The sequence below is a fragment of the Prochlorococcus marinus CUG1416 genome (genome assembly GCF_017695965.1).
Lineage (GTDB): Bacteria > Cyanobacteriota > Cyanobacteriia > PCC-6307 > Cyanobiaceae > Prochlorococcus_A.
The window spans coordinates 545,882-560,006 of the sequence record NZ_JAAORM010000005.1; the positions used below are offsets into that span (position 1 = coordinate 545,882).

At 33.3% G+C, this 14,125-nt stretch carries 14 protein-coding genes; 7 read left to right on the forward strand and 7 right to left on the reverse strand.

Features of this window, described 5'->3' with window-relative positions; all coding sequences use genetic code 11:
• Positions 1-20 precede the first annotated feature (20 nt).
• Complete coding sequence (locus HA146_RS09250; protein ID WP_209109237.1) at positions 21-1,154, forward strand: glycosyltransferase family 4 protein; 1,134 nt, start codon at positions 21-23, stop codon at positions 1,152-1,154.
• Positions 1,155-1,166: 12 nt separating this feature from the next.
• On the opposite strand, the gene HA146_RS09255 is transcribed toward HA146_RS09250, so the two are convergent.
• From HA146_RS09255 to HA146_RS09275, 5 genes are all read right to left on the reverse strand, one after another.
• Positions 1,167-1,415: a hypothetical protein gene (locus tag HA146_RS09255; protein WP_209109238.1), complete on the reverse strand. Its 249-nt coding sequence runs from the start codon at positions 1,413-1,415 to the stop codon at positions 1,167-1,169.
• A gap of 130 nt (positions 1,416-1,545) precedes the next feature.
• Positions 1,546-4,455 (reverse strand): aminomethyl-transferring glycine dehydrogenase, encoded by a 2,910-nt coding sequence (gcvP, locus tag HA146_RS09260; RefSeq protein WP_209109239.1) that lies wholly within the window; start codon positions 4,453-4,455, stop codon positions 1,546-1,548.
• 45 nt (positions 4,456-4,500) lie between these two features.
• Positions 4,501-4,890, reverse strand: a complete 390-nt coding sequence (gcvH, locus tag HA146_RS09265; protein WP_209109240.1) for a glycine cleavage system protein GcvH — start codon at positions 4,888-4,890, stop codon at positions 4,501-4,503.
• A 2-nt stretch (positions 4,891-4,892) separates the two neighbouring features.
• Entirely contained in the window at positions 4,893-6,185 is a 1,293-nt protein-coding gene (locus HA146_RS09270; RefSeq protein WP_209109241.1) for an aminotransferase class I/II-fold pyridoxal phosphate-dependent enzyme, read from the reverse strand.
• 18 nt (positions 6,186-6,203) lie between these two features.
• Complete coding sequence (locus tag HA146_RS09275) at positions 6,204-6,902, reverse strand: hypothetical protein (RefSeq protein ID WP_209109242.1); 699 nt, start codon at positions 6,900-6,902, stop codon at positions 6,204-6,206.
• Positions 6,903-6,977: 75 nt separating this feature from the next.
• Here HA146_RS09275 and HA146_RS09280 point away from each other — a divergent pair, with 75 nt between their 5' ends.
• Genes HA146_RS09280 through HA146_RS09300 form a run of 5 tightly spaced genes read left to right on the forward strand, consistent with a single transcriptional unit; the run spans position 6,978 to position 12,438 of the window.
• Complete coding sequence (locus HA146_RS09280) at positions 6,978-7,916, forward strand: acyl-CoA desaturase (protein WP_209109243.1); 939 nt, start codon at positions 6,978-6,980, stop codon at positions 7,914-7,916.
• Positions 7,917-7,937: 21 nt separating this feature from the next.
• Entirely contained in the window at positions 7,938-8,393 is a 456-nt protein-coding gene (gene rplI / locus HA146_RS09285) for a 50S ribosomal protein L9 (protein ID WP_209109244.1), read from the forward strand.
• 58 nt (positions 8,394-8,451) lie between these two features.
• Positions 8,452-9,834, forward strand: a complete 1,383-nt coding sequence (dnaB, locus tag HA146_RS09290) for a replicative DNA helicase (RefSeq protein ID WP_209109245.1) — start codon at positions 8,452-8,454, stop codon at positions 9,832-9,834.
• A gap of 12 nt (positions 9,835-9,846) precedes the next feature.
• Positions 9,847-11,814, forward strand: coding sequence for a tRNA uridine-5-carboxymethylaminomethyl(34) synthesis enzyme MnmG (gene mnmG / locus HA146_RS09295; protein WP_209109246.1), 1,968 nt, complete (start codon positions 9,847-9,849; stop codon positions 11,812-11,814).
• Between the two features lie 48 nt (positions 11,815-11,862).
• Positions 11,863-12,438 carry a chorismate lyase gene (locus HA146_RS09300; protein WP_209109308.1) on the forward strand — a complete coding sequence of 192 codons (576 nt, stop codon included), beginning with the start codon at positions 11,863-11,865 and terminating at the stop codon, positions 12,436-12,438.
• Here HA146_RS09300 and HA146_RS09305 read toward each other — a convergent pair.
• The gene (locus tag HA146_RS09305) at positions 12,418-12,984 is read right to left on the reverse strand and encodes an RNA helicase (RefSeq protein WP_209109247.1); all 567 of its coding nucleotides are present in this window, start codon (positions 12,982-12,984) and stop codon (positions 12,418-12,420) included. The genes HA146_RS09300 and HA146_RS09305 overlap by 21 nt on opposite strands.
• An 84-nt stretch (positions 12,985-13,068) precedes the next feature.
• On the reverse strand, positions 13,069-13,596 hold the full coding sequence (locus HA146_RS09310) for a SprT family zinc-dependent metalloprotease (RefSeq protein ID WP_209109248.1): 528 nt from the start codon (positions 13,594-13,596) through the stop codon (positions 13,069-13,071).
• A gap of 85 nt (positions 13,597-13,681) precedes the next feature.
• Here HA146_RS09310 and HA146_RS09315 point away from each other — a divergent pair, with 85 nt between their 5' ends.
• Positions 13,682-14,101, forward strand: coding sequence for a hypothetical protein (locus HA146_RS09315; protein WP_209109249.1), 420 nt, complete (start codon positions 13,682-13,684; stop codon positions 14,099-14,101).
• The last annotated feature ends 24 nt before the right edge of the window (positions 14,102-14,125 follow it).

Here is a 14,125-nt window from a genome sequence, read left to right on the forward strand (position 1 = left end):
GAAATAATTACCTGAAGAAAGTGAAAATTGCATTGTTTACTGAAACCTTTTTACCTAAAGTTGATGGCATAGTCACAAGACTAACTAAAACGATTGAATTTTTAATAAAAAATGGTGATGAAGTTATAATTTTTTGTCCAGAGGGGTGTCCAGAATCATATATGGGAGCAACAGTAGTTGGAGTTGCTGCAATGCCCTTACCACTATACCCAGAGTTGAAGCTTGGTTTACCAGGTCCTGCAGTTTCAGATAAGTTAGAAAAATTCAATCCAGATTTGATACATGTTGTTAATCCAGCTGTACTTGGCTTAGGTGGCATATGGTTGGCGAAAACTAATAATATTCCTTTAATTGCTAGCTACCATACTCATCTTCCAAAATATCTGGAATATTACGGTATGGGTATGTTAGAGCCACTTTTGTGGGAATTACTTAAAGCAGCTCATAATCAAGCCTTATTAAATTTATGTACTTCCACCGCTATGGTCAATGAGTTAAAAGATAAAGGTATTCAAAGGACTGCTCTATGGCAAAGAGGAGTAGATACTTACAGTTTCCGACCAGATTTGAGAAGTGAGGAAATGAGAGAAAAATTATTTGGGAAATATCAAGATGCTAATTTCCTATTGATTTATGTAGGAAGATTATCCGCAGAAAAACAAATTGAGAGAATCAAACCAGTCTTAGCAAGTATTCCTAATGCATGCCTAGCACTTGTAGGTGACGGTCCATATAGAAACCAGCTTGAAAAAATATTCGAGAATACTAAGACTAATTTCATAGGATATTTATCTGGAGATGAACTTGCTAGCGCCTATGCCTCTGGCGATATATTTTTATTTCCCTCTAGTACAGAAACACTTGGATTAGTATTACTAGAAGCAATGGCGGCAGGATGTCCAGTTATCGGAGCAAATAAAGGAGGAATTCCAGACATAATTAGCGATGGCATTAACGGTTGTTTATATGATCCTGATGAAAAAGACAATGGGGAACAAAGTTTAATTGAAGCGACAAAAAAAATTCTAGAGAATGAAGATAAAAGAGAAGTTATGAGGAAAGAGGCACGAAACGAAGCAGAAAAATGGGATTGGAATCAAGCAACGTTACAACTACAAAATTATTATTCAGATACTCTCAAAGAAATAGATTAAACTTTATCTAAATTATGCTACGTGTGGAGGCGTAGGATTACTATACGAACTTAAAGGAAGTATTAGAGTAGCTATATTTTGATTCTTTTCAGGCCTTTTTTTCTTTGAGAATTTTTTACCAAAAGGTACTCTTATAACATTAGTTCCTTCAATGGAACATATATTTGAGTTATCCCCTGAAAAATTATTGACAAAATTTGGTAAGTTGACGTTTTCAAGTGGCAAGTGTTTAACATTACCAGATTTAAAATCTTTGGTCATAGCTTCAAATACCCCAAAAAAATTTGATGCTTGTATATATTAATAAAAAAATTTAAAAAATTTCTATAAGAAAATATTAAATTTTTTTCCACACTGATAATAACTAAGTAATTACAAGGATGCTAGTCCTTTAAGCACATTTTTTTTCTTCTAAAGTCTCTCCTTGATTTACAGTGCAAGAACAAATTAAATTGCGATCACCATATGCATTATTAATTCTAGAAACTGAAGACCAAAACTTAATAGTTGTTGGAGTTTTATAAGGGAAAGAAGCTTTTTCTTTTGAATAAGGATAATTCCAATTATCCCCAATTAACTCTTTCAGCGTATGGGGAGCATTGCTTATTACATTATTATTATTTAATTCAATATTATTTTCTATTTCGCTGATTTCTTCTCCAATCAAAAGCATAGCCTCACAAAATCTATCCAATTCAGCCAAACTTTCACTTTCAGTAGGCTCTATCATAATAGTCTCTGGAACAGGCCAACTTATAGTTGGGGCATGAAAACTATAATCTATTAATCGTTTAGCTAAATCATTTACACTCAAACCAGTTTTAGATTTTAAATCTCTAAAATCTAAAATACATTCATGTGCGACAAAATTATTTTTTCCTTTATAAAGAATCTTGAATTTATGCTTTAAAGAATGTGCAATATAATTTGCAGATAGAATTGCATGCGCAGTTGCTTTCCTTAAACCACTAAGACCAGCCATTTTTATGTACATCCAACTTATTGGGAGAATACTGGCACTCCCATGCTTGGCAGAAGATACATAATTGGAACTATTAGATAAATTATTATCCATTAAAGAATGAGTAGGAAGAAATGGGCTTAAAGTTTCTGATGCAGCAACTGGTCCTACTCCTGGACCCCCACCTCCATGTGGAATGCAGAATGTTTTATGTAAATTCAAATGACAAACATCAACACCATAGTTACCTGGTTTGCATAATCCAACCTGAGCGTTCAAATTTGCTCCATCTAAATAGACAAATCCACCAACAGAGTGAATTAAGTCACATATCTTTCTGATTTGCAATTCAAAAACTCCATGAGTAGAGGGGTAGGTCAACATAAGGGCTCCTATTTGGTTATCAAATTTCTTGACCTTGATCGACAAATCTTGAAAATCAATATTTCCTTCGTCATCACATTCAACCGTTAAAACATCAAATCCTGCCATAACTGCACTAGCAGGATTTGTGCCATGAGCACTTTTAGGAATTAAACATTTTTTTCTTGAAAGTTCACCTTTTGATTCAAAATAAGAATTTATTGCCAATAATCCTGCAAACTCTCCCTGAGAGCCTGCATTTGGTTGAAAAGAAACTGATTTTAGACCAACAATATCACTTATCCAGTTTTCTAGATCAGATATTATTTTTGTATAGCCCTTCGTTTGATCTGGTGGAGAAAAAGGATGAATAGAAGATAAATTAGCCCAAGAGACTGGATTTAACTCTGCTGCAGAATTTAACTTCATGGTACAGCTTCCTAATGGCATCATTCCATCTACCAGAGAAAAATCTTTTTCAGCAAGTCGGAATATATATCTCATTAATTCAGTTTCACTTTGATTTTTTGTGAATATATCTTGCTGCATCCATTTACTGGATCTCAAAGCTAAACCTTCAAGATGAAATCTTTTATCAAATTTTATATACTCTAAATCTTCTTTTTTTTCTATAAGGTTTGCTATGAAAGTCAAAATATCTTTGATTTCTTTTTCATTACTGAGCTCATCTAAAGAGATCCCAAAGCCAGTTGAATTTTCAATAGTTGATCCCAACGGCAAAATTCTTAAGTTATAACCATTTTTTAAAGCTTCATTATGGATCCTCTGGGAGTGCTCAGAATAAACATCAACACTATCAAATCTAATCCCATCAGGAATATGAAAACCTAGATCAGCTAAACATGATTCTAAATTTAGTCTCAACTCCACTAATCTCTTAGCAATTTGCATTAATCCAGAGGATCCATGATAAATAGCATAAAAAGAAGAAATTATGGCTAACAAAGATTGAGCAGTACAAATATTACTCGTGGCCTTTTCCCTTCTAATATGTTGCTCTCTTGTTTGCAATGCTAGTCTTAGTGACTTTTCTCCATTTTTAGAGAGAGTTTGTCCAACAATTCTTCCAGGTATCAGCCTTTTATATTTTTCGCTACAAGCAAAATATGCTGCATGGGGGCCACCAAAACCCATTGGAACTCCAAATCTTTGCATACTACCCACTGCTACATCAACACCAAATTCAGAAATTGGTTTAATTAAAACTTGTGCCAGTGGATCAATAGATGCAGTTACAATAATTTCTGATCTATGTGCTTTGGATATTAAGAATGTGGGATCAAATAATTGACCATTTTTACCTGGTAATTGCAACAAAATTCCAAAAACATCATCATCATTAGGAAAGTTGCTTTGAGTAAAGCGTTTTAAGAATATTCCCAAAGGTTTTGCTCTGGTTTGTAGAACATTAAAAGTATGATCAAAAACATTTGATTCAACTAAGTACACTTTTGAAGATTTATTTTTTCTTGCCGCAAAACTCATGGCCATAGCCTCCGCAGCAGCAGTGCCCTCATCTAATAAAGATGCATTTGCGACAGGGAATCCTGTTAGTTCACAAACAATAGTCTGAAAATTAAATAGAGCTTCTAATCTTCCTTGTGCAATTTCTGCTTGATATGGGGTATAAGACGTGTACCACCTAGGATTTTCAAGAACATGTCTTTGGATTACTTTAGGCATGTGATTGTCATAATAACCAAGGCCTATTAGTGATCTCATTTTGGTATTTTGCTTGGCAATCTCTTCTAATTCATTTAAAGCCTCAATTTCTGAACAACCTTGGGGCAATATTTCTGAAGATTTATCTTTAAGCTGAATATCTTCAGGAATAACTTGGTTTATAAATTGATCAATATTATTAAAACCAAGCTTATTTAGCATGCTTCTCTCATCATTATCTCCTAACCCCAGATGCCTATCTATAAACAAATCGGACCCAAATTTGGATGTCATATTAAAATATTTTTCTTTAAAATAGCTCTTTTTAAAAAGTTTGCCTTATTTTGGTACAACCTTTGATTGATATTCCTCAGAAGTCATCAAATCAGCAATTGATACTTCTGATTCTGGTTTCAAAATGACTAACCAACCTTCTCCAATGGGATCATTCTGCAAAAGCTCAGGGTTATCAATTACACTTTCATTTACAGATACTATTTCCCCTGAAAAAGGCAGGTAGACTTCCTCAACGGCCTTAACAGATTCTATTGTTCCAAAAGTCTCACCTTTCTCTAAAGTCTTCCCTTGATCAGCTAACTCAACAAAAACAATATCTCCTAATTGATCTATAGCAAAATCACTAACTCCAATTTTTAACAATCCGTTTTCTTCTAACACATATTCATGGGTATCAGCATAGTGAAGGTTGTCTGGAAACTGGTAAGACATGATTAAGTTGATAAAGAGACTAGAGAATCCTTTGAAATTAAATTTTCCTCTAATAGCTCAGATAATAATTGAATTAGTGCAATTTTGATGTGAGCTATGTGAGAACCACCTTGAACAAAAATATTGTAAGGATCTCTTAGAGGAGCATCGGCGGAAAATTCACTTGTACTACCTTCAATAAATGTACCTCCTGCCATTAATAATTGTGAATCATAACCATCCATTGATGATGGAACAACATTAAGAAAAGAATCTACTGGTGAAGAATTTTGAAAAGATTGACAAACTTTTTGTAACAAATCAGGATTATTCAATCTTACTGACTGAATGAGATCAGATCTATAAGTTGCTGGCTCTGGCAAAACCTTAAATCCCAAATTTTTAAAAACTGCTGCAACCATATCAGCACCTTTTAGTGATTCGTGAACAATTTGTGGTGCTAAAAACAAACCCTGCAAAATTAATCTTCCTAGTCCAAAATTTATTCCTGCAGATGAACCAATACCTGGTGAGGTTAATCTAGAACACGCCATCTCAACCAACTCTGCATCTCCTGCAACATACCCACCAGTAGGAACGATTGTCCCTCCCAAATTTTTAATCAATGATCCAGCAATTATATTTGCCCCTTTAGAAATTGGTTCACTATCTTCAACAAGCTCCCCATAACAGTTATCAACAAAACATATGCAGTTAGGATCAAGAGAGTGAATCAGACTACAAATTTTCTCTATCTCATGATTCGTAAGAGATTTTCTCCAACTATATCCACAACTTTTTTGTATAAATACTAATTTGCATGGATTTTCTTGAAAAGAATGAACAATTTTTTCTTCAAAAGAATCAAAATTCTCACAGATATTTATTTGCTTATAGTCAATCTCAAAATCTTTAAGTGAGCCTATACCTCCTCCCCTTATTCCTATCACTTCTTCTAACGTGTCATATGGTTGTCCTGTAAGAGATAACATCACATCTCCAGGCCTAAGAATTCCAAACAAGACAGAACTTATTGCATGCGTTCCACTTACAAATTGCATCCTCACAGCTGCCTTTTCAGCAAGAAACAATCTTGCAAAAACCGCATCAATTTTTTCTCTAGATATATCACCATGACCACTACCAGAAGATTGATTGAAATGACTAGTAGAAACTTTTTCTTCCTTAAAAATTGTCAAAATATTTTCTAATTTCTGGAAAACCTGATTGGATCTTTCTTGAAAAACTTGACTTAAACTCTCTTCTACAGAAAGAACAGCTTTTTCAGCCAGTTTTAAGTTATTGTTTCGTGTCATTAATTATGAAGACTCATGTTATTTTTCAGAAGCTAAATTTCTTAATTCTGCGAGGAAAGCATTAGGTCCTCTCCCCTGAAAATAAGAGAGTTTTTTTGAAGCCTCATATAAATCAATTAGTTCTCCATCTAATTCTTCTGCCGTATAGTCTCTAATTCCTGCTATTACCTCAGCAAAACGTTCTCTACGGGTAGATTTATTTACAGCATAGGAACTCATAACCTGAATTTTACATGATCTCCAAGCCTTATTCTGGCAAAAATGCACTGAAAGGGCATCACTTAAAGCAGAAGCCTCTTCATCTTCTATATACCAGTCAAAAGATGAAGGGAGAGATTGTAATCCTGAAAATATCTCAAATAACTCCCCAGCAGACAATGGATTACCAGAATCATTTTTCAAGGGTAATGCAGACTCTTGCAAAGATTTCCATAGCTCTGGGTAATCACTTTCTAAACGATCCCTGATTTTTTCTATACCTTGATCAAGAATCGTATTGACTTGAGCTAAAGCAAGAAAAACTTCAGGCCCAGGCGAAGATAACTTTCCATTCCTAAGATTAGAAATTTGTGAATTATGAACTTTACCTAAATCAAGAATTTCAGAAAGTAACGGTAAAACCCTATGTGACCAACCATTTCTCTCATGCCAGAGATGTATCAAATGAGCCATAGCCCTTCGACCTCTAGATAATTTATCGCGATATCCGAGACTCACAGATAATTAAACTTATCAATAGTATAGTATGATAATATTACATATCGGTAATTTTGAAAATAGTATTTCAATATCATGAACTCAGTAATTTTCCAAGAAACAGCAAAATTAAAAAAACCTGTTCCAGCTGAAAAAGTCATAGAACTATCAGAAAAGCTGCTGGAACCTTCAAGACATTCAAAAAAATATCCTCCCAGACTGCATAAAACTTGGGGAACAATCGTCTTCATGGTGGCAATTCATATTCTTTCTCTTATAGCGATACAACCAAAATTTTGGAGTCTCCCTGCAGTAATATCATTATTATTTTTTTACTGGGTGACTGCTTGTTTAGGAGTCACTCTTGGATATCACAGATTGTTATCCCACAGATCCTTCATAGTTCCAAGATGGCTTGAAAGATTTTTTGCTACCTGCGGAGCAATAAGTTGCCAGCATGGGCCTATAGATTGGGTAGGTTTACATAGACATCACCACTCTTTTTCAGATACAGAAGTAGATCATCACAATAGTAAAAAAGGTTTTTGGTGGAGTCATATGGGTTGGATGTTCAAAGACGTTGAAGCACTCAAAGCTGTTCCAAAACTAAGTGCAGATTTAATTAAAGATCCATACTATAGATTTCTCAATAAATATTTTTTAATTTTACAAATTCCTATCGGACTCTCTTTGTACGCAATAGGTCAAAAATTAGGAGTCGGGGGATGGGCTTTGGTTCTTTGGGGAATTCCATTAAGACTTGTGGTGGTTTATCACATAACTTGGCTTGTTAACTCTGCAACACATTGTTGGGGGAAAGCGCCTTTTGAAAGCGGTGATTCATCCAAAAACAATGCCTGGGTTGCTGCATTAACATTTGGAGAGGGCTGGCACAATAATCATCATGCATTTCCTAACTCGGCAAAACAAGGATTATTTAGAGGTCAAATTGATCTAACTTGGGAACATATTAAGATTCTTGCAAAATTAGGTCTTGCAAAAAAAGTAAAGTTACCCTCTAGGTCTTATTATTAAATAATATTGTTAAATATTTTCATGGCTAAAAGAGTACAAGTCGCATTAACTGAATCAATCGTCTCGCTCGGTAAAGAAGGTGACTTAGTTGAAGTAGCACCTGGATATGCAAGAAATTTTCTATTACCTTATGGCAAGGCGATGAATGTAACACCAGCTGTTCTTAAACAAATTGAAAGGAAAAAAGAAAAAGAAAAAATTGCTGCTGACAAATTAAAGCAAGAAGCTCTTGATTTCCAAACTGCATTAAAAACAATAGGAAGATTCACTATTAAAAAACAGGTTGGTGAAGATGGTGTACTATTTGGAACTGTAACCAATGGGGATGTTGCTGAAGCAATACAAGAAGCAACCAAAAAAGAAATTGACAGAAGAAACATCACAGTTCCTGATATTCATAATTTGGGTTCATTTACAGCAAAACTAAAATTACATCAAGAAGTTAATGCAGAAATAAATATTGAAGTAACAAGTTAATCAATTGGTTGCATTATTTTGAAAAGTAGCCAGAGTATATATCTAAGTAATTAAAGATATGGTTTCAGTACCTTTTCCAAATAATAACCAAAATAAAAACTTTAAAAAAGATTTTAATAGTGAAAATGCTGGGTTAGTACCTCCTCAAAATATTCAAGCGGAAGAAGCGGTACTAGGTGGCATACTTCTTGACCCAGATGCCATCAGCAGAATTGCAGATTTAATAAAACCGGAAGCTTTTTATATAAATGCTCATCGAGAGATTTATAAAACATCATTAATGTTGCATACCCAGGGAAAACCAACTGATTTAACTTCAATGAGTGCATGGTTAGCAGATAATGGATCACTAGACAAAATTGGAGGTAACAACAAATTAGTGGAACTCGTGGAAAATGTATCCTCTACAGCGTCAATAGAACAAGTTGCTAATTTAATTAACGATAAATTCATGAGAAGGCAACTTATCAGATCTGGAAATGAGGTGGTTCAACTAGGTTATGATCAGACTCAAGATACTAATGAAATTTTAGATAAAGCCGAGCAAAAAATATTTGAAATCAGTCAAGAAAAACCTTCAAAAGGCCTGACTCAAGCGGCTGAAATCCTTACAAGTACTTTCAATGAAATAGAGTCGAGATCGTTAGGAACTTCAGTAGCTGGAATTCCAGTAAATTTTTACGACCTTGATGCTATGACTCAAGGCTTTCAAAGAAGTGATTTAATAATCGTGGCGGGAAGACCTTCAATGGGGAAAACCTCAATGGTGCTTAACCTTGCGAAGAATGTTGCTCAATCTCAAGATTTACCTGTGTGTGTATTTAGCCTTGAAATGAGTAAAGAACAATTGACATATAGATTACTTTCTATGGAAGTAGGAATCGAAAGTGGCAGGCTAAGAACAGGTAGATTGCAACAAGATGAATGGCCGCTACTTGGAGAAGGTATAAATTCATTAGGTCAACTACCAATATTTATAGATGACAAACCTAACCTAAGTGTTTTAGAGATGAGATCTCTATGTAGAAGATTAATAGCTGAACAAAAAAAAGAACTTGGATTAATTGTAATTGATTACCTCCAATTAATGGAAGGAACAACTCCTGACAATAGAGTGCAAGAATTGTCACGGATAACAAGAGGCCTTAAAAGTATGGCTAGAGAATTAAAAGTTCCAGTTGTTGCCTTGTCTCAACTTAGTAGAGGAGTAGAGTCTAGAACAAACAAAAGACCAATGTTAAGCGATCTAAGAGAATCAGGTTCTATTGAACAAGACGCAGATTTAGTATTAATGATTTATAGAGATGAATACTATAATCCAGAGACTGAAGATAGAGGTATAACAGAGATCATTGTCACTAAACATAGAAATGGACCCGTAGGAACTGTTAAATTATTATTTGAACCTCAATTTACGAGATTTAGGAATTTAGCTAATTAAATCAAGCCTAAAATGCAAGATCATCAATCACTAAATGAATCTTTTGACATAATCGTTATTGGAGGAGGACATGCAGGATGCGAAGCAGCTATAACAACAGCAAAATTAGGATTTTCAACAGCCTTATTTACAATCAATCTAGATAGGATTGCTTGGCAACCTTGCAACCCTGCAGTTGGCGGGCCAGCGAAAAGTCAATTAGTGCATGAAGTTGATGCATTAGGAGGAATTATTGGAAAATTAGCTGATGAAACAGCAATCCAAAAGAGGATATTAAATGCAAGTAGAGGCCCAGCGGTATGGGCATTAAGAGCTCAAACGGATAAAAGAGAATATTCAAAAAAAATGATCGACATACTACAAAATACAGATAATTTATCTTTGAAAGAAGCAATGATTACTGAACTTGATATTGCAAAAACTGAGGCAATTGGATTGAACTCAAAAAAAATCATACAAAAACGAATAAAGGGTGTAAAAACTTTCTTTGGTAGTTACTATTCAGCGAGATCAATTATCATTACAGCTGGTACTTTTTTAGAAGGAAGAATATGGATAGGAAATAAATCAATGTCGGCTGGTAGATCTGGTGAACAAGCTGCACAAGGCCTTACTCAAAACTTGCACGAAATTGGAATAAAAACAGAACGGTTAAAAACAGGCACCCCAGCCAGAGTTGATAAAAAAAGTATCTTTTTTGATGAATTAGATATTCAACCAAGTACAGCAGGTGATAAATATTTTTCGTTTGACCCAGATATCAAAAATAGTATGCCCCAGGTTAGTTGTCACATAACAAGAACAACTTCTAAAACACATCAACTAATTCGTGATAATTTACATTTAACTCCCATTTACGGTGGTTTTATTGATAGTAAGGGGCCAAGATATTGTCCATCTATTGAAGATAAAATCGTTAAATTTGCGGATAAAGAATCACATCAAATTTTCCTAGAACCAGAAGGAATTAATACTCCTGAAATATATGTTCAAGGCTTTTCTACAGGATTACCCGAAAATATTCAATTAGAACTTTTAAGAACCTTACCTGGATTAAGTAAATGTAAAATGTTGCGACCAGCTTATGCTGTCGAGTATGAATATATACCTGCAACACAGCTCCAAACTTCACTAGAAACAAAAGAAATTGAATATTTATTTAGCGCTGGGCAAATTAATGGAACCACTGGTTATGAAGAAGCCGCTGCACAAGGATTAGTTGCAGGAATCAATGCGACAAGAAAACTAAACAAAAGAGATCCAATAATCTTTACTAGGGAAAGCAGCTATATAGGAACAATGATTAATGATTTAATTACTAAAGATCTCAAAGAACCATACAGAGTTCTTACTAGTAGGAGCGAATATAGGTTAACTCTAAGAGGAGATAATGCAGATAGAAGATTAACCCCATTAGGTTATCAAATAGGGCTAATTGATGAGAAAAGATGGTCGGCTTATCAAGAAAAAATGAAGTCCCTTGAAGAAGAGAAATTAAGATTAACAAACACCCGTTTAAAAAATACCGATGAAATAGCGAAAAAAATAGAATTAGATACAGGATCAAAAATCAAAGGCTCAGCAACTTTGAAAGAACTCTTAAAAAGACCAAACTTTCATTATTCAGATCTAATTAAATATGATTTAACTGAACAAGATCTGGCTTCTTCAATAAAGGAAGGTGTTGAAATAGATATTAAATACGAGGGTTATCTTAAAAGACAAAAAAACAACATTGAACAAATAAATCGTCAAAGCTCTAAATCTCTGCCTCAAGAAATAAATTATGAAAAGATAGATACATTATCTTTAGAAGCTAGAGAAAATTTGAATAAGATAAAGCCAAGAAATTTTGGTGATGCTTCAAAAATTCCTGGAGTTAGCAAAGCTGATTTAACTGCATTACTTGTTTGGCTAAAGATAAAAGAGATAAAAAAAGAAAAGGCAAATATTTTTGCTGAAAAAAAGTTATCATCGTAAAAGCAATCTTTCATCGCACTGAATAATAAACTTTTTAAATCCCCAAAAATATTATGGGAAGAAAAAGCATCTACTTTTTTAGTGAAAAATTCACTTCCAAAGATATCTGGTCCATGGAAATTAATGCTGCTTGGGGATGGAAGTCCAACTAGACACCTACAACTTTTAACTAATCAAGAAACAAAAATTAAATTAATTTCAATGCAATTAGATCCTCTCTGCAGTCAAGAGGGTCCTAAAGAATTGAATCAACTAAATGGCCCTTTAATTAGAAGACAAGTATGGATTAAAAACAATAATAAAAACTTAGCATGGGCTGAAAGTTGGTGGAATGCAGAACAAGTGAGTGAAAATTTAAAAGCCAAAGAAGAACCAATTTGGAAAAATTTGACGCAAGACAGATCAGAATTGTTTAGAGAAGTTGATCGAATTTCACTTGTGAATTCAAAATGGTTAGAAGATCAATTTTGTTTTAAAGGTCCATTCTGGTCAAGAAATTATAGGTTTTTTCGTGACAAAAAGCCCTTAACAATTATTAGGGAAGTTTTTAATCCACATTTAGAAAGTTTACTAGGTTCCTCTGGAATCAAAGAATTTACAAATCTATACTCTTCTTCTTCTTGATCTAGGAAGATTTCTTAATTTTGATTGACCTTGTTGGTTTAATTGGTCTCTTGATACATTATTCTCTTTTTCTGAAGCTCTTTGCCATCTTTCAACTTTGAAATCCATTTCATCTGGCCAATCTTCGTCTTTACTTTCTTTCCTATAAGGTAATTTTTTTTGCTCAGTTGTCTGTAAATTCTTTGGTTGCCTTAAAGATATTGCTTCTAAAGGTCTTTTTGAATATGGTTTAGCAGATTCATAAGAATTTAATTCTCTAGCAAATGTCTTAATATCGCTTTTATCATCGTATAAATTGTCATCATCATACCAATCGTCATTATCTTCATCAAAAAATAAATCCACTTTTTCAGATACCCATCTTCCTACTTTTTTCACACTTTTACTTGTTATTCCTTGAAAATCTGAGTTCCTTCTTTTACCTGGCCTAGCCCCAGATACTCCATCAACGAATTGTCTTCCAGTTTCAAAAATTTTATCAACTTGTTTATCAACAATATTTCTATCAAAACTATTTCTAAGATTTCTAATTCTCCTTGAATCCATAAATTATTATGCTTTTTCAAATATAAATTACATTAAAAAAATAAATAATTCCCAATATAGAAACAAAAACACATCTAAATATTGTTAATCAAACAAAATTAAACAGTTTTTATTCCATGATCCATTAAAGAAATTTACACAACATTTTTTACAGGCAATATTCTTGATTCTTTTCCTATAAAAGAATTTCTCGCCACAATTTTGACATTTTCCTATATATTTTAATTCTCTCCTTTCAATAGGAAATGAGTGCCTTACAGAAATTTGAAAATTCATCTCTTTCGCATTTATTTCATTCATCTTTTCTAAGAAATTAGGACCATGGATCTCATTTTTTTGTAATATCCTATCTACCCATGCATGAATCATTTCATGACATAAAGTACTGTTTATTTCACTAATAGATAATTTACTTAAAATAGGTTTCGATAAGATAATTTCAGAATCTACAAGACCATTTATTCGTTTTCTTTTATAAAAACCAGCAGTAGTTTTTAATCTATTGTCACTCCATCTAACTTTTACTAAAGGCTGATTATTAACCGCTAAAGAATTTTCAAAATATTGGCTATTAAATCTATGAAATAAAGGTAAAAGAGGAATTACAGGCATTATGGATTAAAATTAGTATTATTTTGACAAAAAAAGTCATCAAAAACGATTTATTTTCTTAAAGTAATAAAAAACCACAATCAACATGGATGCAACACTAGTTAAAGATATCGGAATTAAAGCATTATTAGTTGGCGGAGCAGTACTAGTTTCTTTTTGGACTTTTAATGCAATCAAATTAGTTATAAGCGCAAGAGGAATTAATCCATTAGTAAGAAAGTTTTTTGATCAAATAGCTGCTGGCAGAATTGATGCAGCTTATGGTTTGACTACAAAAACTTATAAAACTCATGTTAAGCGCCAAGACTTTCTAAAATTCTTAGCTAGTTTAAACCTCAATAAATACAGAAATTTAAAATCAGGAAGACCTAGAGTTCAAGAAGACCAAATCATAATAACGTTAAACTTAAAATCAGAAGATAAAAAAGATGAGCTCCCATTAGATTTTACTTTCGCAAAAACTGACAATGATTGGAAAATAGACAGAATAGCTAAAGTTAATTAATAATTTCTTGTGAGGCAAAAAGAA

Coding starts and splice junctions, on each gene's coding strand:
- HA146_RS09255 (WP_209109238.1), bottom strand. CDS start 1,415: ATGACCAAAGATTTTAAATCTGGTAATGTTAAACACTTGCCACTTGAA.
- gcvP (WP_209109239.1), bottom strand. CDS start 4,455: ATGACATCCAAATTTGGGTCCGATTTGTTTATAGATAGGCATCTGGGG.
- gcvH (WP_209109240.1), bottom strand. CDS start 4,890: ATGTCTTACCAGTTTCCAGACAACCTTCACTATGCTGATACCCATGAA.
- HA146_RS09270 (WP_209109241.1), bottom strand. CDS start 6,185: ATGACACGAAACAATAACTTAAAACTGGCTGAAAAAGCTGTTCTTTCT.
- HA146_RS09280 (WP_209109243.1), top strand. CDS start 6,978: ATGAACTCAGTAATTTTCCAAGAAACAGCAAAATTAAAAAAACCTGTT.
- rplI (WP_209109244.1), top strand. CDS start 7,938: ATGGCTAAAAGAGTACAAGTCGCATTAACTGAATCAATCGTCTCGCTC.
- dnaB (WP_209109245.1), top strand. CDS start 8,452: ATGGTTTCAGTACCTTTTCCAAATAATAACCAAAATAAAAACTTTAAA.
- mnmG (WP_209109246.1), top strand. CDS start 9,847: ATGCAAGATCATCAATCACTAAATGAATCTTTTGACATAATCGTTATT.
- HA146_RS09305 (WP_209109247.1), bottom strand. CDS start 12,984: ATGGATTCAAGGAGAATTAGAAATCTTAGAAATAGTTTTGATAGAAAT.
- HA146_RS09310 (WP_209109248.1), bottom strand. CDS start 13,596: ATGCCTGTAATTCCTCTTTTACCTTTATTTCATAGATTTAATAGCCAA.
- HA146_RS09315 (WP_209109249.1), top strand. CDS start 13,682: ATGGATGCAACACTAGTTAAAGATATCGGAATTAAAGCATTATTAGTT.